This window comes from Gracilibacillus sp. JCM 18860, assembly GCF_055395245.1.
Genome location: NZ_AP043868.1, coordinates 2288060 through 2314876, shown reverse-complemented (window position 1 = coordinate 2314876; position 26817 = coordinate 2288060). Strand labels below are relative to the sequence as shown.

The 26817-nt window shown below is 35.3% G+C and carries 30 protein-coding genes and 7 pseudogenes; 22 read left to right on the top strand and 15 right to left on the bottom strand.

Annotated features, from left to right (window positions below; genetic code table 11):
* Positions 1-122: 122 nt before the first annotated feature.
* Genes ACZ5R4_RS11695 through ACZ5R4_RS11685 form a run of 3 tightly spaced genes read right to left on the bottom strand, consistent with a single transcriptional unit; the run spans position 123 to position 1079 of the window.
* The gene (locus ACZ5R4_RS11695; protein WP_277679109.1) at positions 123-548 is read right to left on the bottom strand and encodes a molybdopterin-binding protein; all 426 of its coding nucleotides are present in this window, start codon (positions 546-548) and stop codon (positions 123-125) included.
* Positions 538-639: a molybdopterin-dependent oxidoreductase gene (locus ACZ5R4_RS11690; protein WP_277679126.1), complete on the bottom strand. Its 102-nt coding sequence runs from the start codon at positions 637-639 to the stop codon at positions 538-540. The genes ACZ5R4_RS11695 and ACZ5R4_RS11690 overlap by 11 nt, the downstream gene beginning before the upstream one ends.
* The gene (locus tag ACZ5R4_RS11685) at positions 612-1079 is read right to left on the bottom strand and encodes a molybdopterin-dependent oxidoreductase (protein WP_464368490.1); all 468 of its coding nucleotides are present in this window, start codon (positions 1077-1079) and stop codon (positions 612-614) included. The genes ACZ5R4_RS11690 and ACZ5R4_RS11685 overlap by 28 nt, the downstream gene beginning before the upstream one ends.
* Positions 1080-1130: 51 nt before the next feature.
* Between ACZ5R4_RS11685 and ACZ5R4_RS11680 the strand changes: the two genes are divergently transcribed.
* The 3 genes and pseudogenes from ACZ5R4_RS11680 (at position 1131) to istB (ending at position 3747) form a co-directional block, all read left to right on the top strand.
* Entirely contained in the window at positions 1131-1325 is a 195-nt protein-coding gene (locus ACZ5R4_RS11680) for a hypothetical protein (RefSeq protein ID WP_054860078.1), read from the top strand.
* Positions 1326-1706: 381 nt separating this feature from the next.
* A pseudogene (gene istA / locus ACZ5R4_RS11675) lies at positions 1707-2993 on the top strand (IS21 family transposase).
* Positions 2986-3747: an IS21-like element helper ATPase IstB gene (gene istB / locus ACZ5R4_RS11670; protein ID WP_054860080.1), complete on the top strand. Its 762-nt coding sequence runs from the start codon at positions 2986-2988 to the stop codon at positions 3745-3747. Before istA ends, istB begins: the two are co-directional and overlap by 8 nt.
* On the opposite strand, the gene ACZ5R4_RS11665 is transcribed toward istB, so the two are convergent.
* From ACZ5R4_RS11665 to ACZ5R4_RS11635, 7 genes and pseudogenes are all read right to left on the bottom strand, one after another.
* Positions 3727-4086 (bottom strand): S8 family serine peptidase, encoded by a 360-nt coding sequence (locus ACZ5R4_RS11665; RefSeq protein WP_464367335.1) that lies wholly within the window; start codon positions 4084-4086, stop codon positions 3727-3729. The two genes, istB and ACZ5R4_RS11665, sit on opposite strands and share 21 nt — an antisense overlap.
* A gap of 36 nt (positions 4087-4122) precedes the next feature.
* A pseudogene (locus tag ACZ5R4_RS11660) lies at positions 4123-4257 on the bottom strand (hypothetical protein); the annotation flags it as partial.
* Between the two features lie 32 nt (positions 4258-4289).
* The gene (locus tag ACZ5R4_RS11655) at positions 4290-4529 is read right to left on the bottom strand and encodes a hypothetical protein (RefSeq protein ID WP_464368525.1); all 240 of its coding nucleotides are present in this window, start codon (positions 4527-4529) and stop codon (positions 4290-4292) included.
* Positions 4417-6293: pseudogene (locus ACZ5R4_RS11650) on the bottom strand (IS1182 family transposase). Before ACZ5R4_RS11650 ends, ACZ5R4_RS11655 begins: the two are co-directional and overlap by 113 nt.
* A 170-nt stretch (positions 6294-6463) precedes the next feature.
* Entirely contained in the window at positions 6464-6715 is a 252-nt protein-coding gene (locus ACZ5R4_RS11645) for a hypothetical protein (RefSeq protein ID WP_277678386.1), read from the bottom strand.
* A 134-nt stretch (positions 6716-6849) separates the two neighbouring features.
* Positions 6850-7197, bottom strand: a complete 348-nt coding sequence (locus ACZ5R4_RS11640) for a spore coat protein (protein ID WP_347834916.1) — start codon at positions 7195-7197, stop codon at positions 6850-6852.
* Positions 7198-7210: 13 nt separating this feature from the next.
* Positions 7211-7483, bottom strand: a complete 273-nt coding sequence (locus tag ACZ5R4_RS11635; protein WP_054860191.1) for a hypothetical protein — start codon at positions 7481-7483, stop codon at positions 7211-7213.
* A gap of 749 nt (positions 7484-8232) precedes the next feature.
* On the opposite strand from ACZ5R4_RS11635, the gene ACZ5R4_RS11630 reads away from it, so the two are divergent.
* The 11 genes and pseudogenes from ACZ5R4_RS11630 (at position 8233) to ACZ5R4_RS11580 (ending at position 17477) form a co-directional block, all read left to right on the top strand.
* On the top strand, positions 8233-9558 hold the full coding sequence (locus ACZ5R4_RS11630) for an IS110 family RNA-guided transposase (protein ID WP_464368489.1): 1326 nt from the start codon (positions 8233-8235) through the stop codon (positions 9556-9558).
* Between the two features lie 402 nt (positions 9559-9960).
* Positions 9961-10165, top strand: a pseudogene (locus tag ACZ5R4_RS11625) (DUF1657 domain-containing protein); the annotation flags it as partial.
* Positions 10166-10271: 106 nt separating this feature from the next.
* Positions 10272-10727, top strand: a complete 456-nt coding sequence (locus ACZ5R4_RS11620; protein ID WP_054860086.1) for a hypothetical protein — start codon at positions 10272-10274, stop codon at positions 10725-10727.
* 159 nt (positions 10728-10886) lie between these two features.
* Positions 10887-11087, top strand: a complete 201-nt coding sequence (locus ACZ5R4_RS11615; RefSeq protein ID WP_054860087.1) for a hypothetical protein — start codon at positions 10887-10889, stop codon at positions 11085-11087.
* 182 nt (positions 11088-11269) lie between these two features.
* A complete protein-coding gene (locus tag ACZ5R4_RS11610) occupies positions 11270-11824 on the top strand; it encodes a recombinase family protein (protein ID WP_464367334.1) in 555 nt (184 codons plus the stop codon).
* 336 nt (positions 11825-12160) lie between these two features.
* Positions 12161-12244, top strand: coding sequence for a putative holin-like toxin (locus ACZ5R4_RS11605; RefSeq protein WP_464368488.1), 84 nt, complete (start codon positions 12161-12163; stop codon positions 12242-12244).
* 306 nt (positions 12245-12550) lie between these two features.
* Positions 12551-12808 (top strand): annotated as a pseudogene (locus ACZ5R4_RS11600) (SAM-dependent methyltransferase); the annotation flags it as partial.
* Between the two features lie 216 nt (positions 12809-13024).
* Positions 13025-13174 carry a hypothetical protein gene (locus ACZ5R4_RS11595; RefSeq protein WP_464367333.1) on the top strand — a complete coding sequence of 50 codons (150 nt, stop codon included), beginning with the start codon at positions 13025-13027 and terminating at the stop codon, positions 13172-13174.
* 102 nt (positions 13175-13276) lie between these two features.
* A complete protein-coding gene (locus tag ACZ5R4_RS11590) occupies positions 13277-13570 on the top strand; it encodes a P-loop NTPase family protein (RefSeq protein WP_054860089.1) in 294 nt (97 codons plus the stop codon).
* Positions 13571-13725: 155 nt separating this feature from the next.
* Positions 13726-14358, top strand: a complete 633-nt coding sequence (locus ACZ5R4_RS11585; RefSeq protein ID WP_464368487.1) for a ParA family protein — start codon at positions 13726-13728, stop codon at positions 14356-14358.
* Between the two features lie 1364 nt (positions 14359-15722).
* A pseudogene (locus ACZ5R4_RS11580) lies at positions 15723-17477 on the top strand (IS1182 family transposase).
* On the opposite strand, the gene ACZ5R4_RS11575 reads toward ACZ5R4_RS11580, so the two are convergent.
* The 3 genes from ACZ5R4_RS11575 to ACZ5R4_RS11565 all read right to left on the bottom strand — a co-directional run bounded on the left by ACZ5R4_RS11575 (position 17442) and on the right by ACZ5R4_RS11565 (position 21248).
* Positions 17442-17882, bottom strand: a complete 441-nt coding sequence (locus ACZ5R4_RS11575) for a cell wall hydrolase (protein ID WP_464367332.1) — start codon at positions 17880-17882, stop codon at positions 17442-17444. The pseudogene ACZ5R4_RS11580 and the gene ACZ5R4_RS11575 sit on opposite strands and share 36 nt — an antisense overlap.
* A gap of 402 nt (positions 17883-18284) precedes the next feature.
* A complete protein-coding gene (locus ACZ5R4_RS11570) occupies positions 18285-18968 on the bottom strand; it encodes a DUF421 domain-containing protein (protein ID WP_464367331.1) in 684 nt (227 codons plus the stop codon).
* Between the two features lie 786 nt (positions 18969-19754).
* Positions 19755-21248, bottom strand: coding sequence for a phospholipase D-like domain-containing protein (locus ACZ5R4_RS11565; RefSeq protein WP_464367330.1), 1494 nt, complete (start codon positions 21246-21248; stop codon positions 19755-19757).
* 302 nt (positions 21249-21550) lie between these two features.
* On the opposite strand from ACZ5R4_RS11565, the gene ACZ5R4_RS11560 reads away from it, so the two are divergent.
* The 8 genes from ACZ5R4_RS11560 (at position 21551) to ACZ5R4_RS11525 (ending at position 25675) form a co-directional block, all read left to right on the top strand.
* Complete coding sequence (locus ACZ5R4_RS11560; RefSeq protein WP_054860092.1) at positions 21551-21757, top strand: DUF1657 domain-containing protein; 207 nt, start codon at positions 21551-21553, stop codon at positions 21755-21757.
* Positions 21758-21830: 73 nt separating this feature from the next.
* Entirely contained in the window at positions 21831-22283 is a 453-nt protein-coding gene (locus tag ACZ5R4_RS11555; protein ID WP_464367329.1) for a YhcN/YlaJ family sporulation lipoprotein, read from the top strand.
* 14 nt (positions 22284-22297) lie between these two features.
* Positions 22298-22777 carry a stage V sporulation protein AC gene (gene spoVAC, locus ACZ5R4_RS11550; RefSeq protein ID WP_130860846.1) on the top strand — a complete coding sequence of 160 codons (480 nt, stop codon included), beginning with the start codon at positions 22298-22300 and terminating at the stop codon, positions 22775-22777.
* On the top strand, positions 22777-23781 hold the full coding sequence (spoVAD, locus tag ACZ5R4_RS11545) for a stage V sporulation protein AD (protein ID WP_430735808.1): 1005 nt from the start codon (positions 22777-22779) through the stop codon (positions 23779-23781). The genes spoVAC and spoVAD overlap by 1 nt, the downstream gene beginning before the upstream one ends.
* A complete protein-coding gene (gene spoVAE, locus ACZ5R4_RS11540; protein ID WP_130860850.1) occupies positions 23778-24128 on the top strand; it encodes a stage V sporulation protein AE in 351 nt (116 codons plus the stop codon). Before spoVAD ends, spoVAE begins: the two co-directional genes overlap by 4 nt.
* Before the next feature lie 12 nt (positions 24129-24140).
* Positions 24141-24347 (top strand): DUF1657 domain-containing protein, encoded by a 207-nt coding sequence (locus tag ACZ5R4_RS11535; RefSeq protein WP_054860094.1) that lies wholly within the window; start codon positions 24141-24143, stop codon positions 24345-24347.
* An 18-nt stretch (positions 24348-24365) separates the two neighbouring features.
* Positions 24366-25226: a YetF domain-containing protein gene (locus ACZ5R4_RS11530; RefSeq protein WP_054860095.1), complete on the top strand. Its 861-nt coding sequence runs from the start codon at positions 24366-24368 to the stop codon at positions 25224-25226.
* Positions 25227-25342: 116 nt separating this feature from the next.
* Entirely contained in the window at positions 25343-25675 is a 333-nt protein-coding gene (locus ACZ5R4_RS11525) for a hypothetical protein (protein ID WP_347834924.1), read from the top strand.
* 53 nt (positions 25676-25728) lie between these two features.
* On the opposite strand, the pseudogene ACZ5R4_RS11520 reads toward ACZ5R4_RS11525, so the two are convergent.
* Together ACZ5R4_RS11520 and ACZ5R4_RS11515 are read right to left on the bottom strand one after the other, a co-directional pair.
* Positions 25729-26041 (bottom strand): annotated as a pseudogene (locus ACZ5R4_RS11520) (IS3 family transposase); the annotation flags it as partial.
* A 113-nt stretch (positions 26042-26154) separates the two neighbouring features.
* Positions 26155-26544 carry a hypothetical protein gene (locus ACZ5R4_RS11515; protein ID WP_464367328.1) on the bottom strand — a complete coding sequence of 130 codons (390 nt, stop codon included), beginning with the start codon at positions 26542-26544 and terminating at the stop codon, positions 26155-26157.
* Between the last annotated feature and the right edge of the window lie 273 nt (positions 26545-26817).

Genomic DNA, 26817 nt, shown 5'->3' with positions numbered 1-26817 from the left:
TAAAGGTAAGTTAATCAAGGGTGCATGCTGTACACCTTAAGACAGTCGCATTATCCGATATTTAGGTCTGGACTAGGTATTCTATACAACATTCTCTTCTTTATTTAGCTTTCTATTCAATCTTAAATTTCATCAATTGCATTATAACCGTAACCTTTTCTATTCCAGAAAGGTAGGGTTGGTTGAGTTCTATCATAAGAATCAGTAGCTTTTGTCATAATCTTATATTCACCTTTGTCCAGTACAGTCCACTCATAAGACCAAGATTGCCACCCATAACCAGCATTTTTAGCTGACTCTAACATTGCATTTAGCCAAGTAATCCCACCGTCGATACTTATCTCCAACTTTGTAATAAAGCCTTTACCTGCCCAAGGAATCCCTTTAATCAAATGCTTACCATTATTTAAAGTCTCCTTATCTAAAGGCTTTTGAATCGTCGAGTTTATATTTATTGTAGTAACAGGGTAGGCATCTTTATTATTTTCTTTATCAGGATAATACACATAATCGATTGTTTGAAATGGTCCTTTAAAATTAGAAATCAATAACACTAATCTGCTTTATCCATTTAACAGACGCCATTGCATACCACTGTAGAACAATTAATCTTAGTGGATAACCATGTTTAAACGGAATTGGCTGGTTATTATATTCATAGGCAATAATGGTATCAGGATGGATAGCCTTCTCTTAGGCAGACTTCTAGCGTAGGTAAAAACCTCATTTAGATCGGTTCTTTCTCCAAAATCATATCCTTCTACGACAATTTCTTTTGATCCTTCCCTTATCCCGGAAAGTTCCAGCAGGGTTCGTAACGGTACACCCTTCCAATAGCCTTGGCTTATAGCACCCTTTTCCCATTGTTCTCCAAATACTTTAGGTTCGAAAAGGTTACGTTTATCCCCTGAACATTCAAGGACAGCTAGTATTGTTTTTGAAGGTAATTGAAGAATGTCCTCCATGGAAAGCAATATTGGTGTTGACACGATCCCATTAATTGGGAGCCAATAGTTTGAGTAAGAAAGAGCTGGATAATTAAAGTGGTTCCGCTTATAAAATAAGTTATTATTTACAATCTCATTTTCTATAAATGAAATGCATCATTATCTATTTTGGAGGTGATGATGATGAAAGTTCAAGAAATTCAAATTGATAATAAAAAACGATATGTACTCATTGATGAAGAAAATAACACACCTGTTCTTCCTGTTGTCAAATACCTTAAGTATCTTGACAACCTAGGAAAAGCTGAAAATACCTTAAGAGCATATTGTCGTCATTTGAAGTTTTACTTTCAGTTTTTAGAGGGTAAAAAGATGTAGATTTTAATTTATTAGCGGAATTTGTATCATGGTTAAGAAACCCTGATCAATCTACAAAAGTGATTCATCTTAAACAAATCCAGGCTAAGAGATCAGAGCGAACAGTGAACACTATCTTAACATGTGTCCAGGGTTTCTATGATTACCTGATGAGAGTTGAGGATTATGAACAAGATTTATCTGAAAAAACAAAGAAGCAAGTGTTTGGGAATTACCTATCATTCAAACCCTTTTTACATCATATATCAAAAGGAAAAATATTTGATAAAAACACCGATGCAATGATCCTGTATAAATGCTAGTTTATAAATGTACATAAATGATCATTTAAGAATGTACAACTCTGATCGATAAATGCATACTAAATTTGAGGTGAGGAGAATGCATTTATCGATTAATTTAACAACGGACTTTAAAGTGGATAGTCTGACAGACTTATCCAAATATAAACTAATGATGGAGAGTCTTGGGATGAAAATTAATAAGAGTGAACTAGCACGACAACTAAAAGTTGATCGACGAACAGTCGATAAGTATTTAAATGGATATGTTTCTAGTAAGTCGAGAAGTCGGAAGTCTAAAATAGATGATTATTATGGTGTGATATCTCTTCTTCTTTCAGAAGATTCACCGCAAGTCTTTTATTATAAACGGGTGCTATGGCAGTACTTAAAAGATAATCATGGATTAGATTGTTCACAATCTCGTTTTAGAAGTTATATATCTAGTAAACCTGAGTTTCAATCCTATTTTTCCAACGGAAAACGAACACCATCAGCTAAGCCTGTGTTACGATTCGAAACTCCACCTGGAGAACAAGCACAATTTGATTGGAAAGAAAATATGAAGTATATCACGAGGGATGGAGAGATTATCTATGTAAATGTAGCTGTCTTATTATTATCCCATTCCGGGTCAAGTCTTTTTACCTAACGCTTTCCAAATCGCAAAGTGTCCTCCTGTCTTTTTTAACAGAAACATTTGAAGCATTGGGAGGCGCCTAAAATACTTCTAACGGATAACATGAAAACGGTCATGGACCATCCGAGAACAGCTTATTCAAGAGGCGTTGTCAACGAACGGTTCGATCACTTCTCAAAGGATTTCGGATTTAAACTTAAACCATGTGAGGCAGGTAAACCTCAAACGAAAGGGAAAGCCGAAAATGTCATGAAATTATTAGACGAAATTCATGCTTATCAAGGTCAAATGAACTATGAAGAGTTACATGAATTCGTACAAACATTAGGTGAACGTGCTAATCATAGCTATCACCAAGGAACAGGAAAAATTCCTATATTGGCTTTTAAACAAGAAAAGAATCTCCTACAGCCCCTACCCAGGAAATCTATAAGAGATTCATATAAAATCGTTCATAAACCTGTAAAGGTTAATCCATCAAGCATGATTACTTATCAGAGTAACCAGTATTCAGTCCCACCTGAATACAAAGGAAAAACCGTCGGTTTACAAATTTATGATGACCATATACATGTTTATTATAACACGGCCTTAATCGCTAGACACCCCATTAGTCAAATGAAATTGAATTATGATCCATCACATTATGAAATGGTTTTATCTATGAATATGTATGAAGGTATTGATACGGATGAATGGTCAAAAAGAAATTTAGAGGCTATTGGGGAGGTCTATAAAGATGAATAGTAGTTATCAGCAACTCGTTAAGAATCTCGAATATTTGAAGCTAAAACAAATGCATGAACATCTTGATGACATTATTGATACAGCAATCTCTAATCAACAATCTTTTGTCGAAACGCTCGTTAAGTGGACAAACCATGAAATAGATCGACGTGAACAAAATATGGTGCGTTCCATGGTCAAAGTCGCAGCTTTTCCTCACTTAAAGGAGGTGAAGGATTTTGACTTTGAGTTTCAGCCATCGGTTAATAAACAACAGATATTAGACTTTACTACATTGCGATTTATCGAAGATAAAGAAAACATTGTTTTTCTAGGGCCAAGTGGAGTTGGTAAAACACATTTGGCAACTTTGGCAACATCAATCGGAATAGCAGCAGCTAAGAATCGTAATAGTACTTATTTCATCAAATGTCATGAACTCATTCAACACCTAAAAAAAGCACGGGTCGAGAATAGATTGGAAGCTCGCTTGAAACATTACAGGAAGTATAAACTGTTAATTATTGATGAGATAGGGTACCTTCCTATTGATCAAGAAGATGCCAAACTCTTCTTCCAGCTCATTGATATGAGGTACGAGAAGAAAAGCACCATCCTAACCACCAATGTTAATTTCAAGCAGTGGGATGAAGTCTTTCAAGATTCAAAATTCGCTAATGCCATCTTAGATCGAGTTTTACACCACGCCACAGTGGTAAATATCATAGGTGATTCTTACAGAATCAAAGATCATTTAGATAAAGAAAAGGATTAAATTGTACATTCTTAAACAGTCAAAACTGTACATAATTAACTTGACATTTATAGATCCTGCTCCATGGGTGCCATGCCCGTTGTCATCATCAGGGAAATTATTATTCAACAGTACATTATAACCATTTGTAATTCGTCTTCTCATATCAGGATGGTCCAGATTAACGCCAGTGTCTATAACAGCAATAATGATATGTTCATCCCCTTTGGTGATATCCCAGCCTGCTTCTGCTTGAATTGCCGATAAGTTCCATTGGCATTGTTCTCTATATAGCAAATCATTAGGAAGTCCAATTTGATTTTGCAGATGAAGATAATTGGGTTCAGCAAATTCAACCATAGCCTGTCTGTTAAAATATTCAATAAGTTCCTTGGTCGAAAGCGTATTAGAACGAAAAACAATCGTAGAATTTAGCTTTTTAATGATAGTGCCATTTATCTCCTGTGTTATCCTTTTTATTTCCTTTGTTGAGGGAAGAGTCTTGAATGTAACGTTTACTTCTTTCTTAATATAATGACTCTCAGTTTTTTCATTGTGTTTAATTAGAAAAATTGATTCTTGCTGGTTTGACCCATGGAAAGGCTGTTTATTTGAAGAACATTTTTTTCGTTTTCAACATTTTGGACATTGGTTATAGGGGGATTAAATTTGTTTTTGACAGCAACTGTTTTATTTTCGGGATTCTCTTTGTTTCTTGTATTTGGTACTATGAATAATAACCCTATGGATAGAAGAATAAGTACGGAAACAGTAACCAATAAGGACTTTCGTAATTTTGTCATGAGACACCTCTATAAATTTATTATTAGAAAATGTTGCAATATAAGTATTAAATTTCTTATTAACATCCTTGAATCTTGATACATAAAGAAGAGGCTGGGACATAACTAGCCAAAAAAGTATAAAAAGTGTCTCTGAACAATTTATTTTGTTCAGAGACACTTTTTGTTTGTTTATTTTCTATTTTCAACAAAAGTTTTCCATCCTTGGCGGTATACTTTCTCAAGTTTACCGCCATAAACGCAAATCCTAATTCATTTTTAACTTTGTCTTTGCCTCTTAAAGACATTCGTGTGAAACCCAAATTAGCCTTCAAGAATCCAAAAACTGGTTCCACATCGATTTTACGTTTACCGTATATTTCACCAGTTTTCTCATCTGAAAGCTTCGCTCTCACATATTCTTTTTGAGTTTCCCACTTTTCATTGTAATGAACTTTCCGATTATTTCCTTCTTTTGCTTTCGTACAAAGTGAACGTAAAGGACAATCAGTACAATCTTCACACTCATACACTTTGTACTGTCGGGAATAACCATATTTATCTGTTCGATTAGACACATAGCTAAACGACACTCTTTTGCCATTTGGACATGTATATGTATCGTCTTCCTTGTTGTATGCCCAATTATCTACATGAAAAGCGTTATTTTTATGCTTCTTTTTTTTCTCCTTTCGGTATTGATTATATGTAATGAGAGGTATTCTTTTTCTTTGTTCGATGACATCTTCATAATTTTGCTCGCTACCATATCCGGCGTCGGCCACAATGTATTTAGGTAATTCAAAGAAATTGTTTTCTATATGATTGAGAAATGGAATGAAGGTTCGCGTATCCGTAGGATTCGCAAAAACATCATAGGCTAAAGTATACTGACCTTCGGTCGCGATCTGTATATTATAGCCTGCTTTTAATTGACCGTTCTTCATATAATCATCTTTCATTCTCATAAACGTGGCATCTGGGTCTGTTTTGGAATAACTGTTGCGATCTCCAAAGATTTTCATAGCTTTTTGATATTTATGTTTACGCTGTATAAAATCCATAAAGTGCTTGCGAGATTGCTTTGGTAGCTTCCGTTCACTACGTAATTGTTTTCGTTCACTTACAATTTTATTCTCTTCAATTCTTGTATCATATTCTTTTATCTTTTCATCAAGTTTTTCCACTACTTCTTCCATTTCTTCTGTCGATAATTTCTCAAGATTTTCTCGTTTTATTTCTGGGATGATTTGCTTCTCTAGTAGTTCATCATACATTTGATTCGACTTTTTAATCAGGCTAGAACTGTATTTCTCCACAGACTTCCGCCACACAAACGTAAACTTATTTGCATTCGCTTCAATCTTTGTGCCATCAATAAAAATAGCTTCTTCCTCAATTAAATCTTCTTTCACTAAATGAGAACGAAATTGAACAAAGCATTCCCTTAGTAATTCTTCAACCAAAGGATTGGAACGGAATCGATTAATGGTACGATAACTTGGTTCATGACCTTGAGCTAACCACATCATTCGAACACTATCTACTAACATCGCTTCAATCTTTCTTCCTGAGAAAGCTGACTGCGTATAGCCGCATAAGATAATCTTCAGCATCATGCGAGGATGGTAAGCAGGACAACCAGTTTTTCGTAGAAAACTCTTGAACGCTTCCTCCGGAATGCTTTCCACTAATTCATATGGCAAAAGCAATATCATTTTTTCGTAGTTTAACTTCTAAATCTAAAGGCAAAACAACTTGGTTCATGGTATAATGTTTAAACATAAGGACACCCTTTCTGAATTATGGTTTGGTCACTTTAATTCTATCAAAAGGTGTCCTTTTTGTTTACATAAATTTCGAAGAAATATAAAAACGTGATACCATCACTACGCTGAGTGACGGCATCACGTTTATTTTTTATCTACTGGGGGTTTGTCCCAGCCTCTATAAACTTATTCATCAATAGTATCTGGATCTGTTGCGTCTTCAGGATCTTCAATTGATTCTTCTGTATCAGGGGTGACATTATGTTGATCAATAGTATCTGAATCTGTTGCGTCAATAGGATCTTCAATTGGTTCCTCTGTCCCTGGAGTTACATCCTCCGGTGGTGGATTATTATCGTCATCTCCATTATTACACCCTAATAACAAGAAAATTGAAAGAAAAACCGTTGATAAAAGTTTCATCCACTTAAGATTCATCTTACCGCCGCCCTTTCGATTGTTGTAAATTCTAAATTATTTTCTAGGTTGGTTAACAACTAACCAACCTTTTGTCTCGCATAACTATTGTTGTTTTACCTTGAGTTGTTTATTCTTCTTGAACACGTGTTCTTTTATTGTATTACATTACCTCTATATGGATCTTGACTTTGCATGTAGTTAGAAAATTGCTGAACCGATTGTTGAATAGTTTGTGGAGTTTCTTTTTCCAAACCGTACCATCCGTTTTTAAACATTAAGTTATATAGATTGCGGTGACAGTCGTCTGTTTCTTCGGAAACAGACGCTATTGTACGATATAACGATTCATGGCTAGCTTCTTTTAATGCAGTCGAGTATGAGGAAGATATATATTTTTCCGTAGTTAAGGCATCGTTTAGAAAATCTCTATCGTTCATTTGCGGCGTCTTAGGGACCGGTGTTTCAGGATTTTTAATCCTGTTTGGAGTATTATTTTCCACTATAGTTTCCTCCTTATTGAATCATATTTTGTGAAGGTTGAGTTACATACTGTTGCATCTGTTGAAGCAGCTGTTGATAGTGTCGATCATGCATTTGTCCAGCTTGTTCAAGTGCTGCTTTTACTTCGGGATTTTGACATTGTTGAGCGAAAAAATGCATTTTCTTCATCGCAAGTAAATTCCAGCTTAGCATGTCCTTTACATAGAGATGATCCTTTGTTGACATTATTTCAGGCGGTTGTGTCATTAAAGCTTGTGCTTGTTGATTATTCATACCCGTCTGCATTTGTTGCATGATGTTTCCTCCTTGTTAACAATGTTGTAATCACATAGGTAGATTGCCACACAGTGATCAAAAATGCAGGTTTTTAGACTAGTTTTAAAAACCCTCCACCTTTAGATAGCATTAAATACTCCCCACCTATACGCAGGTGGGGAGTATTTGTGGCTAAACTAAATATTAATTTATCCTATTCCAGATTCTGTCTAGGTCCAAGGCAACATATATTTTATCACCATTAATTTCCTTATGTATAATAGGACTGGAAAAATACTGATTTATATTTTTATTAAATTGCTTATACCTTGCTCGTGGTTTTGGTCCATATAAATCGTTTCAGGATAGTCCTTATACATACTCCGTCTACCTCTTTTTTAATTTTATGAAAAATACAAACTCCATCAATACTCCATTTCTAAATAAGCATACCAGTCTTGCTTCTCGAAAAGGAAAATCCCCCTCGAATGTAAAACAATTGTACTTTAATCAGCTTTCACAAAAGTACAACCGTCAAATTTACCCTATTCTCTCTTCCTTGATTTTTTTTGCCCAAGAGTATTTTTTCCCGAAAATATAATAAAAATATAATTCGAATTTTAAAAACTTTGTATAAATCAATATTTCTATCTTCAAACATTCTAAGAAAGGTTTCAAAAAAAATAATAGGAGCATTCCTGTTATAAGAAAATTTGAGGGATAATCACTGAATTTGAGAAATGCATAAAAAAAGCCCCCCTGGTACGATAGAGAGTGTCATGCATGACCTCGAATTAAGTACCGAAGGAGGACTTCTAGTATATTTTACACAAAATAAGCGAATTGCGCAAATCAATGAAGAAACATTAATTATTGGAGTAGATGTAGCGAAACGCAAACATGTCGCTCGGGCGATAGATGATCGTGGACGAGATCTGGTGAAACGGCTTGTCTTCACGAATTCCTATCAAGGTTTCTCCGAGCTGATAGATTGGGCCAAAAACTTGTCAGAAGAACATGGTCGACCAAACCTCATGATTGGGATGGAACCAACTGGTCACTATTGGCTTAATTTAGCCTATTATTTGAAAGCACAAGCAGTATCCGTGGTGGTTGTGAATCCGATGAAGGTAAAGCGATTCAAGGAAATGGACGACGACTCCCCAACAAAGAATGACACAAAGGATGCGAAAGTAATTGCACAAATCATGCGTGACGGTCGTTATCATGAGCCTACTTTACCCGAGGACGTGTACGCAGAATTGCGGGAAGGCATGAAGTTGTATGACATCATTCAAGAGGATGTAGCGTCCATTAAAGCGCAAATGCAAAATGCACTCGATCGATATTTCCCAGAATTTCTGACCGTCTTTAAAGACTGGACGGGAAAAGCTGCCCTCCATTTATTAGATAAGGGCTATTTGCCAGAAGATATTCGAAAAACATCCGAAGAAGCATTGCTTTCCGAGGTGAAACAGGCTGCGACACGAGCAGTTGGCATCAAACGTGTCCAAGCTTTAAAAGAAGCAGCTGAGAATAGTATTGGCCTGAAGGTAGGTTTAAGCATGGCACGCCAAGAAATTCGGTATCTTCTTGATCAGTATAGGATGTTGGAAGAACGATTAATCGCTCTGGAAGCACAACTGGAAGAACTCGTTCTCCATCTTCCTGGTGCTGATCAAATGTTAGCAATTAAAGGGGTAAGTGTCATCACTGTCGCTGGATTTTACGCAGAAGTTGGTGATTTATCTAATTATCAAGATCCACGCCAAATCATAAAATTAGCGGGATTGAACTTAAAGATGAATCAATCAGGTTTATTCAAAGGACAGACAACCATCACCAAACGTGGACGCAAAAGATTGCGGAATTTATTGTATCAAGTGGCAAGACCCTTATCGTTACACAATGAAGGTTTTAAACAGCTGCACCAATACTATCGCTATCGATCGAATAATCCGTTGTCAGGTAAACAATCGTTTATCGCATTAAGCAGGAAACTAATTAAGATATTTTTCACGATAGGAACACGCCAATGCGCATTCAGTGAAGAACGAATGCTTCGGGATATCCCAATGATTTCGAACAAACAGAAAGTCGCTTAATAGAAAGTAGAACATCGTTTACAAAAAACATTCTTGACAATTGAAGCACGGAGTAGCCGGTCGTTATTTTATCCATTAGGGCATAGACCCACTATAGGAGCATTTCCGGCCTCCACCATGGTCAGGTCGAACGAAGGAATTTACGCGCAAAGACGCCGAGAGACGTGGGAGGGTTCACCGCCATGAAATAGTGGAGATCCATTGTGCGATCATATCAATAAATCCATTTAATGGAAATGGATCCATTCTCTCCAGTAGGCTATGACTATTAAATTCCATATTTATCATGATTATATAATAAAAGTAAAATGACTTGCCATGCACTTCAAAGAATCAAGAGATATTGGAAGTAAAACGATGAAATTCTAAGAATAATTTAATTCATTGAGGGAGGTGTTATTCATGACAGTCATAAATGACGTTAAAACAGCTTTAGCCGGATTAAAAAGCGCTCAAGCTAGCTTTGAAACATTTGCTCTTAGTACAGATAATGAACAAGCGAAGCAGCTTTACCAAGATGCTACTAAACAAACCCAATCTGTTTTACAAAGCGTTGAACCACGCGTTCAAACAAATCGAACAAGAAGAACCACAATATGCGATCCAGGCTAAAAAAATGTTCGGTTTTCATCCTCGAAAACCAGGAGAAAACGGAACTGCAGCTGTTGTTTTGAAAGGTAAAAGACGAACAATCAATCATAGGGGGAGAGCAATTGAGAACTTGTGCTTATTGTGGTTCAGAGGTGCAAAACAAGTATTGTGATTATTGTGATATGGAATTATCCGATCGCTATATATTAAAAGAGGGTAAGCGATTGTCTCAAACTATCCCTCATTTGCCACCAGAAGGCGATATATTTAAAGGCACTAAGGAGCTCCTGAAACTAGAAACAATCGAGTTGCTATGTTTATTGCGATACGCAAGGAAATATCGCTCTGATGTTTATAATTGTCGAATACTAACGCATAAAGCAGAAGGTGCAGGTGGAGAAGTAGAAGGAATGAAAGAGAAATCTTTCAGTGATTATGAAGATGCCACTCGTAAAGTTTGGGTGATCGAGAATATTTTAAAAGATCGTATCGGGTATTATCCAAATAAGATCACCAGTGAATTTATTGATAAGTATAATGATCGAATTGAGAGGTCGGAAAAAAACGTATGCTTATGAAAATCTCTGCAGAGAAGAAAATGAAATCTTAAATGGTTTCATAACTTTAAAGTATTGATACTATTTTATGGATGTGATAAATCAGCACATCAGCAGGTGTCATAACTTATATTCATAAATATTGAATAAAATAAGTAGATAAATAAAGATGGTGTACCAATGAAAAAGTGTAATCAGGACTTTGTAGTGCAACGTATTAATGATTTTGGCACGAAATTTGAAAGACGATTTGTTACCAAACAAGGATTGGAAGAATGCTTGAAGGATTATAAAACAAATAACGTTATCGATGATTATGAAATTGAAACAAGTGATGATCTTTGGAAGTTTGTTATTGATACTTTAGGAAAGGGAGATTAGGATACTTAGTAATAAATTAAGATTACAAGATTACATTATTTGGATATTTGGACATGAATACCAGGATTAAAATCGTTCGTCTTTTACTTTTCAAAATGCCAGCTGTAGCGCCGTTTTCTGGTATTTGTGATTGAAAACCGAACGATAAAGAAAAAGACAATAGTTTTTTGGTGAGATCAAAAATGAAATATGGATATGCCAGAGTATCAACAGTACATCAAGATTTAGAGGGACAAATACAACAGCTAAAAAAAGAAGGCTGTGAAAAAATATATCAAGATAAGTTTACTGGTACAAAAAAAGAAAGACCGTCCTTTCAAGAATTGCTTCAGGTGCTGAAAAAAGGAGACACCTTAGTCGTCACTAAACTAGATCGCTTTGCTCGATCAACGGTTGATGGTATTAATACTATAAAAGAACTGTTTGAAAGAGGGGTAAAAGTCCATGTGTTAAATATGGGGTTAGTGGAAGATACACCAACTGGTAGGCTCATTTTTAATGTGATGAGTGCTTTTGCTGAATTTGAAAGAGATATGATTGTGGAACGTACACAAGAAGGAAAAGCTATAGCTAAACAGCGTGATGATTTTCGAGAAGGCAGACCAAAGAAATATAAAAAAGCACAAATAGACCTCGCTTTAAGATTACTAGAAAATCACTCATATAAGGAAGTCACAGAACAAACAGGGATCTCTAAAAGTACATTAATACGTGCCAAAAGAAGAAAAAGTTTATGAATTTAATTTCTGTTTTACTCTTAATAGAAAGCTTAAGCTTTCCCGTTTGCTAAGCAAAAAGTTAAAACAAGTAATTGAAAGATCAGCATTTTAAAAAATAAGGATGAAAAATAATTTGACCGTATTTTTGTGTGAGGAAAATCTTCAATCCTTTGTTAAAAAAGGGGTTGAAAAATATTATAACAAGTTTAAACAAGTAATTGTTTAAACTATACTAACATTACAAGAAAAAACTAAATGTGGTAGATAATACATAAAGGAATTGCTATACTTATTATTAGTGCATAAGGCTTTTATGGGTGGTGGCTCATTCCCTTTAAGAAAGGGGGTGAGTGTATGACGGTATTCGAAACAATTTTCTTGTTGATTTCTTTTGCAACGCTTATCGTAACTATACTGTCATTTCATCAAAAAAAATAACCACCCCTAGCCTGATCAGCAAATAGTGGTGGTTATTTTTCACTTCTATTGTGAGTCGCCCCCTTAAAGGGCTATGCACTAACCGTTTGGTGTAGCAAGCACCAGACGGTTATTTATTAACATATGGCTTTTCTATTTATAGTATACCCGATTTTTTAATATTGTAAAACATTTTCCTTATTTTATTTTTATAAAAAACAGAAAAAAATACCTGTTATGGAGATGAATACCTCTATATTAACTATTAGCACTATTTTATTGAAAATTGATACTTAAAATTTAATCATTCGAATAATAGGAAGTATAGACGGCAATAAGTTACATTTGGCATTAGATAATTATCAAGAAGAAGGAATGAGAGTACACGACTGGTTTGTTGACGGTGTGGTTATTTATCATAGAACCATTTCTACTTTAATAAATACTTTGGTTGAATATGGGTTTACTCTGGATAAAATCATCGAACCACAGTCAACTTTGGCAGGGATAGAGCAAATGCCAAAATCAATAAACGAAAAGCGTAGACCATCTTTTATTATCATTAAGTCGAAAAAGGCAAAATAACACTGATTAGTATTACACCCCCAGTGAAAGTTAACGATCTATTCCGGAATTTGGCCAATTAAAAATACATACATAGGACTGATTTTACTATTATCAGGTGTCATTATTTATGGTTCGACCTTAATATCTGTATCCGTTTATTCTCAAACTTTAGTAGGTACTGGAGGTCAAGGATGGAATACACAGTACGGTGTTTTTGGAACCGCACTAAGAGAAATGGGGATTATCCCGATAGTAATAGCCATTTTTTTAGGGATAATAGGTATTACTTTTATCATTTCTGGTACTAAATGGTGGCAAAAACAAAAGGAAGAGATTAATAAAAGGAATAAAGAGTTCCAAGCAGAACAAAATAAAGAAATTTAAGTTGAACAAGAGGAATAACCACAAATAATATCTTTTCCATCGGGCGCATTTGCCGAATAGAATTGAATTAACAAGTTACGGAAAAGCAAAGGAGGTGGAAGAATGGCTGTAAAGATTAAGTGGGGAATGTTTATTTTGGTTGGAGCTGCTGTATTTACGTTTGGATTATTGTCGCACGTAGAATCATATAGTACAGAAAGCGCTGTACAGTCTGTATGGGATAAATATGATGTACAAAGTACTATGATCGGCGAATCCGATCCTGTAATTTGGGTGGATGTTTACGACAAAAATGAAATACCAGAAATTGAAGAATACTTACAAAACCGATTATCTAAAGAAGATATGGAAAAATATAAAATAGAAGTATTTTCGAATAAAGGAATAACTTATTAAATCCGTATTTTACAATCGGGCGCCTTTCTTGAATACAGCCTTTTTATTTGTAATCTATTTGAAAAAAAAATTACCATTATATATATATTAAGATATAGAGAGATTACTAATACGTCTTAAAAATATAGGGGGAGAGTTAGTTCTAATGATAATGCATTTTAACACAACAGAACATTTATGATTTTATTGATAGAACGGTATTACAAGCGGTAAAGTATGAAGACCCTATTCCTTATATTCATAAAGTTTCTGATCACTTAGACATTTTACCTGCTGAGGACTTTTTATCTTTACTACCTCGTTATTTACATAGGGAGTACAAAGGGAATCCAGCAACTCTATTAAGGGAAACGTTAGGAAAAGTAAAAAATGAGTATGACTTTATATTAATTGATTTGCCACCAAATTTAGGAGACCATACAATTAATGGTTTAACAGCTTCTGATTATGCTTTGGTTATGTTGCAATCAGAACCATTCTGTTACGATGCATTAGATCGATATCTAGAATTTTTATCAGGTGTGCAAAACAAAACAAATCCAGATCTGCATTTAGTTGGAATTTTAACAACCATGCTAGAATCTAGAGCAACTTTAGATGCTACGATTCTTCAACAAGCAAAAGAGGATTATGAGGAGTTAGTATTTCAATCAGTAATACGAAGAAGAAGTCGTATTAAGGAGTTTTCCATTGAAGGAATACAGAATCATTTGAAAGCAGATCAAGTAGTTATAGAACCTTATATTAAGTTTGTGGAGGAGCTGTTAGATCGTTTCCAAGAAGGATAAATTTAGCCATTTACTCAAAAATAAAAACAGTACCAATAGTGATAATGATAAACACTTAAGTCAAGCCCACAACTCTTTATTTAGTAAAGCAGATAAAACCAATAATAAAATTGCCGAAGAAAAATTCGAGGATACACATAAACGGCAAACCTATTATATTTCATTAGATATTATTGATGAACTAAATAGAAGAGCAGGACGAAAAAAAGGAGCTAAGACTCGAATAGTGAATAATGCTTTGAGAGAGTATTTAGATAGGATGAATTACTGGTACTGGCCATAATAGACGTTCTACATCCTCATATCGACACTCAGCAATCCCTTTTTTGATTTTTTCGCATGAATATCCATTACCAAGATAACCAAAGTCTGTACATAATGGGAGAAGAGGGATTGTTTAGAAACATGTGTAGCTTTAAATTTAACTGTACTATAATTATTAGAGGATAATTAGTTTAATATATGAGCTAACATCCTTTTTTTTGAAATATTTTGGAATTATAAACTATACTGATTACGGCTACTGAAATGTACCACTTCTGCCATAGTTTTTACCACCGAATGACAAAGAATGTTACCAGTAAATGCCACGGAATTTACCACTTCATACCTTTGTGTAATTTCAATGAGCAAAATACAGATTAGGATGAATTTTGTAATGCGTAGTAGACCTATACTGCGCAACAACGAGTTTATTTTTGTTTGAATAATGAGTCATAATAAAAAGGAAATGCTTTTTTAAAGGTACCCTATAAAAGTCACGGACTAAGAGGTTTGCTTGCAGTCGGTACGCATTTAAGGTATGAGTGGATTTTCAGCTTTGTTAGCTTCCCGCGTTTTAGTTAGTTGTACAGCTTGATCCCTCCAATGTAATTCACACCTTTTAGATATTATTTCCATATATGTGATAAATTGGAACAATAATTCATTATTTTCTGTTAAAATGTTATTATGAAGAACTGTTAGATTGTGAATTATTGATCTTAAACTAACGTGGCAGTAATGTTGAATAAGGATAAGAAGAAATAGCAACCGATAATTACATGATGATTTTATAATCATGACTAATGATTTAGATTGATCGTGAAAAAGGTGTTATATATTTTTTATCTTTATGGGGTTTTAACCATAAAATTCATAAAATTCAAATAAGCTCTTCAACTAAAGGGAGTGGTTAATTGAAGAAGTCTTAACGACCAAAGAAGCTGGGACAAAACCCATATAAATAGAAATTACGTGACACCGACACTAAGCATAGTGAAGGTGCCACGTTTTTTAGAATTTCTACGAAATTTAGATAAACAAAAAGGACACCCTTTGATAGAATTAAAGTGAGCAAACCATAATCCAGAAAGGATGTCCTTATGTTTAAACATTATACCATGAATCAAGTTATTTTGCCTTTAGATTTAGAAGTTAAATTACGAGAAGGTGATATTGCTTTTGCCATCAATGAATTAGTGGAAAGCATTCCGGAGGAAGCGTTCAAGGGTTTTCTTCGAAAAACTGGTTGTCCTGCTTATCATCCTCGAATGATGCTGAAGATAATCTTGTGCGCCTATACGCAATCTGCTTTCTCAGGAAGAAAGATGGAAGCGATGTTAGCAGACAGTGTTCGAATGATGTGGTTAGCTCAAGGCCATGAACCGAGTTATCGTACAATCAACCGATTCCGTTCCCATCCCTTAGTTGAAGAATTACTGAGGGAATGCTTTGTTCAATTTCGTTCCCATCCCTTAGTTGAAGAATTACTGAGGGAATGCTTTGTTCAATTTCGTTCCCAGTTAGTCAAAGAAGATTTAATTGAGGAAGAAGCCATTTTTATTGATGGAACAAAGATTGAAGCAAACGCGAATAAGTTTACGTTTGTATGGCGGAAATCCGTGGAGAAGTACCGTGCCAATCTGATGGAGAAATCAAATCACATGTATGATGAACTTTTAGAAAAACAAATCCTCCCAGAAATAGAACGTGAAAGCCCTGACGAGCTAACGATGGATGAACTGGAAGTAGTAGTGGAAAAACTCGATGCAAAAGTGAAAGAGTACGATGAAAAAATTAAAACGAGTGAAGTGGTGAGCGAACGGAAACAATTGCGTTCTGAAAGGAAAGCACCCAAACAAGCTCGTAACAAGTTTAAAGATTTTATACTACGGAAACAAAAATATCAAAATGATATGAAAATTTTTGGCGACCGCAACAGTTATTCTAAAACGGATACTGATGCCACGTTTATGCGTATGAAAGACGATTACATGAAGAACGGACAATTAAAGGCTGGTTATAATGTGCAAGTTGCGACCGAAGGTCAGTATGCCTTAGCTTACGACGTTTTCCCAAATCCTACGGATACACGTACTTTGATTCCTTTTCTTGATCATATAGATACGTTGCCTCCTTATATTGTTGCGGACGCAGGTTATGGTAGTGAACAAAATTATGAAGATATTATCGAACACAGAAAACGAACTCCCCTTATTACTTACAATCAATACCGAAAGGAGAAGAAAAAGAAATATAAAAACAACCCTTTTCATGTAGATAATTGGCCATTCAATGAAGAAGAAGATACCTACACATGTCCAAACGGCAAAAGAGTATCGTTTAGCTATCTATCCAATCGAACAGATAGATATGGTTATTCCCGACAGTACAAAGTGTATGAATGTGAAGACTGTACCGATTGTCCTCTACACTCGCTTTGTACGAAGGCGAAAGAAGGAAACAATCGCAAAGTTCACTACAACGAGAAGTGGGAAATACAAAAAGAATATGTGAGAGCGAAGCTTTCAGATGAGAAAACTGGCGAATTATATGCGTAAACGTAAAATCGATGTAGAACCAGTTTTTGGATTCTTGAAGGCAATTTGGGTTTCACTCGCATGTCTTTGAGAGGCAAAGACAAAGTGAAAAATGAATTAGGGTTTGCGTTTATGGTGGTAAACTTGAGAAAGTATACCGCCAAGGATGGAAGACTTCTGATAAAAATGGCAAATAAACAAACAAAAAATGGCACTGAACAAATTATTTTGTTCAGTGCCATTTTCTATACTTTTTTGGCTAGTTATGTCCCAGCCTCTTTGTTAATATCTATAAGCACTTTCGCATGTATTAGCTAATGGTTCATAATAACAATGTTGTTTATATTGTCCTGCAAATGGTTGACCGTACCATGTAGGAGGACATTCAGCATACGGATTAAAATACCAAAGAGCATACTTAGAAGGATGTTGTCTCCAATACTCTACAACTTGTCGTGCTAATTTTCTCTCTACTTCTCTAGCTGGTCTATAAAATAAACTACCTTTTTGTACTGCTTCAAAAGAATAATTTCCACCTTGAACTTGAAAAATTACATCCCGTATGGACCTTACATCATTAAAATCTAAACAATCAGCTTTTGCTCGATTTACAATGACATTCCCAACCATAAGCATCCCTAGTCGTCCTTCACCCTCTGCTTCTGCCCTTATCATCCTTGCTATTAAATCAATGTCACTTTCGGTATATGCTACTCTTGTCACTATCATCACCTCTAAAAGAAGTGTATGAAAAGACCTTCGAAAAATGTAAGCTTTTCGTAATTTTTACTGATTGGGCATGTACCACTTTCCCGAGATTCATATCCAAAATCAAGTAGGGTTTTTAGTTGTTCATACTTGTTAAGAAGTTTAGGTTAAAACAATGTTATCTGAACGAATTCAGTTGGTCATACTTCTCTTGGGAATTTTTAGATGGTGGAATTTAATATGTTCCCCATCTAAAGCTAAAAATGATTCAAGATTCGAAAGTAAGGTGTCGCAGGTGCAAAAATTGCAAATTGTGAAGGGATGTACTTAAAATAACGGGTGCATGGACGTTACAAAATTGTTAGTTATTCGTTGAAGTTACGTGTTTAATGTATTTAGGTTATAAAAGAACAAATATTATTTAGGGCTTATATGTATACCTTCACTCTTTCGCCAATCTGCGTAAAGTATATACTTTTCATTTTCATACCCATTAGCAACTAATTTGTTCTGTAACCACTGTTGACCGAAGCCTAGTTCATGTAAATTATCCCATAAAATTTCTCCATCTATAATTAACGATGTTGGGAGATCAACTGGACTTTCTGGAAGATTAAGATCTTGCTTTTCTGGTTTTTGATACTTGGATTTTAATAATGTACTTATTTGCCCATTAGCTTCTAGTATACCGTATTTGACTTCCCGAACTGAAAAAACATGATTTTGTCGAAGCAAACTCAGTACCTGATTTATATCTAGTTTGTTCTTTTCAAGTAACTTTCTGTTGATGACACCATTCCGAATGATGATGTTAGGATTGCCTAAAAAGAGAGAACGTGCCGATTTGTTTTTTAGAGTTACAAACTCTATCCCCAACATGAGAAGAGTCCACAATCCAATGGCATATAAAAAATGAAAAGTACTTATCTTATTTTGATAAATGGTGTTTCCTAAAAAATCCCCAAGTACTAATACAAAAACTAAGTGAAACGGGGTTAACTGAGAGATAGATGTTCTGCCTGTTATGATAATAATAAAAAATAAAGCAACAAAACCTACGATAACTTTGATCGTCAGGACGCCAATATTAATTTCTTCCAAGGTGCTTTTCCTCCAATTAAATTATACTTTTTTGAATCCTCTAGATTAATTTTGCTAACATATGAAAGGATACACATTCCATACAGATTAGATGGTGATAAGTATCAAGTTATTTTAGTAGTAGAGAGATACATGAATGAAGATATGTAACTCCACTCTACATAATTAACAAGATTGAATCACTCACAAAAAAGTTCACCAATAAAGGCATATGTTAGTGCCATAATAATCTGCGTAAAATAAAATTTCCATGTTCTAAAATATTGATATAACAACATGTAAGCTACAGGTACCATTGAAAAATCAAAAGGAAAAGACCTGGGAATAATTGGTAGAGTGCAATGAGGTAATCCAAAAAACTATATTGTGCACTTCAATAAGGTTGTTATCATCATAATTATGGTACCAAATAATAAAATTTCTAAAATAATGTTTCGTTTAACAGGTTTAACCCATATAACCCAAGGCATAACTAAAAAAATGACTAACATCCACCATTCCCGAGTTAAAAACTCATTTTTAGCCAACCATTTAATTCTAAATAATACAGCATATCTTCTAAAAAACGTATTACTTTAAGATTTTCAAATATATTATCTATTGATATCATCATTATATTTAAATTAAAAGTATTATTACAATCCTAGCTCCGTTATAATTTCACCTTTTTTGTAATATGCATTCATCTTAACTAAAAAAATCCGTGCTAAAAGTTCTTCTAAAACGGTTTTACTCCTTTTTTAATAAAATGAAAATTTTCAAAATCTAGATTTAAGATATATTAATTTATAATAATGGAGAAAGCAGGCGAGCACCTTGCTCAATAATACGCTCCATCAGTGATCGTTGCAGCAAGTCTTCTATTCTTAAAGCTACAGAATCTTTAAGGTCGTGCTCGAATTGCTGTGTGAGTTCCCTTGCTACATCAGGACTGTACAACACTTCACACACCTCGTAATTCAGACGAAAACTTCTCATATCATAGTTTGCTGCGCCTACTTCTGCAATTTCCTCATCTATGATCATCAGCTTTGCATGCAACATCCCTTTGTCGTACTGGTAGATCTGGACTCCAGCTTCTATAAGTTCCCCATAATAGGTACGGCTTGCAAAGCCTACAATTTTTTGATCAATGTGGTGAGGAACTAGTATTCTTACGCGCACACCACGAGCCACAGCTGTCTTTAATGCCATGATAATATCTGTTTCTGGTATAAAGTAAGGTGTCGTTATATCAATCGTCTTGGTTGCCTGTGTTATGCATATAAAGTAAGCTTGCCGAATGACTGGAGTAGGAACTCCGGGATTTCCTTCTAACGTATGGATGTACGCTTTTTGCAATGTCCCTGTCTTTGAGTATATATCCCTCTGTTTACCAGCTATGGTGCTCAGCTCTAACCCAAATTCGGCTGACGATCTGGAAAGATCTACTCTTCCGATTGGATTGATTTTCGTCACCTGAGATTTTGTTTTCCGATTTGTTTTCGACTTTATCCGTTCCGGCACAGCAATATTCCAATGAACATCAAAGACAGTCTGTAAATCGACTGATGCTTCTCCTGTTATTTGTAAATGAGTATCCCTCCAAAAGCCAACATCAGGATTCAATCCTGTATATTCATATCCTACGTTCATGCCACCAGTAAAAGCTTTCTTTCCGTCGACCGTGACAATCTTACAATGATCCCGATAATTCCAATTGGATAAAATCCAGAGAAAGCGTAAAGGAAATATTGTCCGGCATTCTATCCCTGCTTCCACCATCTGAAGGATTTTTTGACGCGGAAATTTTTTACTCCCCCAACCATCTCTAATAAAACGAACTCGCACTCCGTTTACTGCTTTTTCGATCAGCAGTTCTGTGATGCGATTACCTATTTGGTCATTCCGATAGATGTAATATTCCAGATCAATGGTTTTTTGGGCTTTTTGTAGGGATTCGATGAGTTGTTCATATTTTGCTATTCCATTGTTTAGTACTTGAACTTTGCCGACTCGAAGCCCGCCTACAGTAAAATACCTTAAAGCATCGGCGATTATCGATGCTGAATCACTATATGTATCAGGTAACTTATCAGACTCATTATGAGAAGAGGTCAATCTTTTACGATGAATAAGCTTGGGATTTGATGTGCTAAGATATAGCCAGAAACCAATGATCGGAAAAATAAGGGCGATTGTTATCCAATTTAAAGCTTTGGCTGGGCGACGAACTTCCCAAATTGCTATGAATAACATAAAGAACATATTTAACAGGTATAGATAAAAAATCCACTCCAACTGGAATCCCTCCTTCTTTTTCTCTTATCATTGACTAACTTTGTAGTGAATATACATTTGGATTGTTACCAAACTAACTGTAGTTTCGAAAAGTTAATCTCTCCCTTATTTTTGAAGGGTATGTTTTCTGAAACAGGCTACTTTCTTGAAGCATCGGACACGTTTGTGGAAGAGCAAAAGCCTAATTCATCGCTGAAAATACCGAGGGGAGAGTTCCCGCACCAGTTTCTTTGTCCCAAATGAATAAATAATGAAAATGTGCACAAAATGTATGAGAAGAATATAGAAGGAGGTAGACAAAAATGACCGTTATAAATGATGTGAAAACAACATTAGCAGGGTTGAAAAGTGCACAAGCGAGCTTTGAAACCTTTGCGCTTGGGACTGAAAATCAACAAGCGAAACAACTTTATCAACAGTCAGCGCAAGATACGCAATCCATTATCAATAACTTAGAATCTCGTGTCACTGAAATTGAACAAGAAGAGCCTCAATACAAAGAACAATAATATTGAACTGAAAAGGCTACAAAAGTTAGCCTTTTCTTCATCAACGGCTTTAACAAAAGGGGTGAAAATACATATGAAATCTTTATTGAATATAATGATCTTAATAGTGGTAATGGCAACAGGTTGTCAATTAGAAGATGAGACTAAAAAAACAGAAACTTCTCCCCCTATACTACAACTTTCTACTTCTGGGGAAATAGGTCAAAACGCATCGAAACATGCCGAAGAAGTTTTGAAAAAGCAAAACAATTTGATGGATGTCCAAGCAATTAATGATGACAAAAAGCTTCTGATAGCTGCACAATTGCCACATAATGATCGCTTCCAAATGAAAAAAATTGAGAAGAAACTAACCAAACAAGTTGAAAAACAATTTCCTGACCGTGAGATCACTCTTTCTCTTGATAAAAAAATCCACTTAGAAATAAAAGATCTAAAGGAACAATTAGCTAAAGGTAAACTCGTTAACAAGAAATTAAAGAAAGAAATTGATCGAATTATTAAACTTTCTAAAGAAAAAACATAAAAGTAGGTGTTCTTATGTCCAATAATCAGAAAAAGAATCTTTCCCCTGTTCAACAAGAATATCAAAAATTTCAAAAGCAACGCGAAGTGAAAAGACCAATTTTCACCAATTGCATAAAAGCCTTTTTAATCGGGGGATTGATTTGTTTGATCGGACAAGCGATCCAAACCTTTTTCATATATAATTTCAACTTTACCGAGCAAACCGCTGGCAATCCTACCGTAGCTGTGGTGATCTTTATTACCATGCTATTAACTGGGTTTGGCGTCTATGATCGGATTGCGCAATTTGCGGGTGCAGGTTCAGCAGTACCCGTCTCAGGTTTCGGTAATGCTATCATATCAGCAGCTATTGAACACCGTACCGAGGGATTTATCCTTGGAGTAGGTGGAAATATGTTTAAACTGGCTGGATCAGTTATCATGTCCGGAGTATTTGCTGCTTTTATCATCGCCTTAATTAAAACGATATTAATAAAGTGGGGTGGACTATGATGCGTACATGGATCTTTGAAAACAAGCCAGTGATCATTTCAACGGGTACAGTTGGCGGCCCGTTCGAGGCCAAAGGAAAAATAGCTGATGATTTTGATATATTACATCAAGACCTGTGGATTAAGGAAGATTCGTATGAAAAAGCCCACAAGGTAATGCTAGAGGAAGCATTGTTGAGAGCAACAGAAAAAGCTGAAATTACGAAGGAGCATGTCCAATTTTTTCTTGGTGGTGATTTAATCAACCAAATTACGCCTACTAGTTTTTCAGCAAAAACAATTGGTGCTGCATACTTAGGTTTATTTGGTGCTTGCTCGACATCAATGGAAGGGCTAGCTTTAGCAGGTTTTCTTGTTAATCATGGCGGAGCTAACTATGTATTAACAGGCTCATCTAGTCATAATGCAGCAGTAGAAAAGCAGTTTCGTTACCCGACAGAATATGGGGTACAAAAACCGCCAACCACACAGTGGACTGTAACAGGTGCAGGTGTAGCGTTACTCAACAATGAAGGGGAAGGGCCTTGTGTTACATCAGCGACAATTGGAAAAGTGGTCGATATGGGGCTGACAGATCCGTTTAATATGGGTGGTGCGATGGCTCCTGCAGCCGTTGATACGATCGAAACACATCTAAAAGAACGAAACATTGAATCTTCTTACTATGACTTGATCGTGACAGGAGACCTTGGCCATATTGGGAGAGAATGTGCATTAGACTTATTTGAGAAGCATCATACGAACATCACCGAAGCACAATTTCAAGACTGTGGATTAATGATTTATCGTGAAGGTCAACCAGTTTTGGCGGGTGCTAGTGGATCAGGATGTTCCGCCGTCGTTGTGTATGGTCATTTATTAAATCGTATGAAAAAAGGAGAAATAAAACGAATGCTTGTCGTAGCGACTGGCGCCTTGCTGTCTCCCTTAACTACCCAACAAAATGAGACTATACCTTGTATTGCACATGCCGTTTCCATTGAATATGGAGGTGAAATAGCATGATTTTTTTCTGGGCCTTTGTTATCGGTGGAATCATTTGTTTATGTGGCCAAATTATGTTTGATGTTTTCAAACTGACGCCTGCCCATACGTTAAGTACTTTGGTGGTAGCAGGAGCTATCTTAGATGGCTTTGGATTATATGAGCCCTTGATTGATTTTGCCGGAGCGGGAGCGACAATACCTATTACAAGCTTTGGGAATTCATTAGTGCATGGTGCCATGGAAGAAGCTGAAAAACACGGGATTATCGGGGTCGTAACGGGAATGTTCGAAGTCACTAGTGCAGGTATATCAGCAGCGATCGTGTTCGGAACCATTGCAGCGATCGTTTTTAAACCAAAGGGATAAGGAGTAACTATTATGACAGTAAGTTCTAATGTAAAACAATGTCTTGCCACAGTAAAAACACTAGAAGCTGGACTTTCCACACTTGCCATCAACTCAAGTGATGAGGAGGCGAAGCGTCTCTTTCATGAACAAATGCTCGTTATGGAAGAAGTTAAACAAGATATCATGAAACGGATTAGTGAGTTAGAACGGGAAGAGGAGCAATATAAAGGATTTTAAACAAAAGGAGTGATCAATATGCCAGATTGGTTAGATGTAGCTGTCAGAGTCATACTCTTTTTAATCGTTCTGTTTCTTCTAACAAAGTTATTAGGAAAAAAACAATTATCAGAACTTTCCTTTTTGGAATATGTATCAGGCATTACGATTGGTAGTATTGCAGCAGAAGTTATTATAAATACAGACAATAAAATTTGGCACGGTATTATCGGAATCTGCGTGTTCTCTTTATTCATATATCTTGTGGAAATTTTTTCTGTGCATAGTAAACAATTCCGTGATTTTGTGGAAGGATCTGGGACCGTCATTATTAAAGATGGAAAAGTACTGGAGGAAAACCTGAAAAAAGAACACTATACAACGGACGAGTTACTACAATTACTACGAGGAAAAGATATTTTTGACCTTTCCGAAGTAGAATACGCTGTTTTGGAAGCAAAAGGTTCAGTCAGCGTCCTACCAAAGAAAGATTTTCGTCCGATAACACGTAAAGACCTGGGCTTAGCGAGTGTCAATGAAAAAGAAACACAAACTGTCATAATGGACGGGGAAATATTAAAAGAATCACTAACCGCCACCGGGAAAAATCTTGAATGGTTAAAAACAGAGTTAGATAAGAAAAATATTACGATTGAAAATGTATTCCTTGGTCAGATTGATACATACGGTGCGCTCACCGTCGACTTATTTGATGATAAGATTCAAGTGCCAGAGCCCATAGAAAGACCTCTAATGCTTGCTCAATTAAAAAAATGTCAAGCCGACTTAGAATTGTTTGCCTTAGCGACAGCTTCCGAAAAAGCTAAACGTCTTTATGCAAAGAACGCAACAAAAATAGAAGATTCCATACAAAAATTGACGCCTTTTCTTAAAAATTAGTTTTTGAATGGCAATTCGAATGAAGGGATCGATAACTTTTGATTCGTGGTGATGCCCATAAATTGTATCTCAAATTAAAAAGAACCTACAAGAAGGGACAGCTTTCCTTAAATGAAATGGCAGAAGTTAAAGAGGTTACTGAGATAAGACGTTTTTACTCCAACATTAATACGGATACATTAGAAAAAATCCTTTATCGTATGATTAAAGAGAAAAACGGATCAGGAATCATTCCTATTTTTGTTTCTACAGTACCATGGCTATTGTTTCTGTTTTCAGAACCATTACAAAAATTCTTATTAAAAGATGGTATGTTTGGAGCTATTGTTTTCGCTTTATTTTTTGTAATACTATTGAGTACAAGTGTTATTCTTCACTTTCGCGAAAAAGCATGGGCATCTTTTCATATTGCGATCATTAAGGACATACTCGCTAAAGAAAAAATCTAAGAAAAACTAGGTTAACCTAATGTCTACTTTTTATAAAAAACCACTTTCAAAGACTATGCTACATTTAGAAGGTGATTTCTGTATTGCACAGGAGTCTTGTTGTAGTAGGGTCATATATGATTTGATGTCTTTTTTAATTGATCTAACGTGTGACAAGGTTTTAAGTATGTCTTATCTTTAAAATATCCAAAGAATGATTCCTGTGGAGCGTTATCCCAACAGTTTCCTCTTGTGGACATGGATTACCTTAAACCATGTGTTCTAACCATTTTTTGATACGTCGGATGTGTAATAATAAAATCCTTGATCTTGATCAGAGTGGATCGACGCTCCTTTTACAAGTTTCAGTAAGCTTCCTGACTTCATTAAAATTTATCTTCATACCTCTTTTACTTTTTAAACAAGTCCTTTATAAATCTAAAAAAAAGTATGTATATGGATGTAGCAAGAAGATAGAAAGCAAATGAATTAAGGAAAGTTCATCCACTAAACTTAAAAACATTAAAAAACACAGCTAGCCATTCAAAGCCTAGAGCAAAAAAAGACCAAAAGACGACATATGTAGTAATGTATTTACCCTTTGGATCAAACTTGTCAAATAAATATACACATAGTAATGCATAGGGAGAATACATCAAATATGTTATGATGTCTGTTATCTCATATTTTTCAAGGTCATTAAGGTCATATAAATCCAAGGGTGGCGTTGCTATTAGATGGTCCATAATAATAGCAATAGTTACAGTGAACAAAACCATTAAGATAGAAATTACATGAGGATATCTTCTTGGGAGTAACAATATCAATATGAAACCACAAACAGTGGTAAAAATTATAAACCATTCATTTTCGTTAAACTGTTCTGGCAATGGTAACAATTAGCTCATCTCTTTTCTAAGTATTTTTCTAAAGATGGTTGAGAGGAAGCTTATAATAAGTAAAATGACAACCCACTCTATTGTGGAATAAAAAAGATTCCATTTTACAAAATCATATACATCAAGGAGGTTGGCTAGATATTCAATTCCTATTAAAAGGGGTAATAAAATAAACAGTATAATCCAATTATTCCTGTTATTAGCTCCCTGGGTTTTATCTATATACCAAATAATAAGAACCGGAATAAGGAAGACCCTAATAAG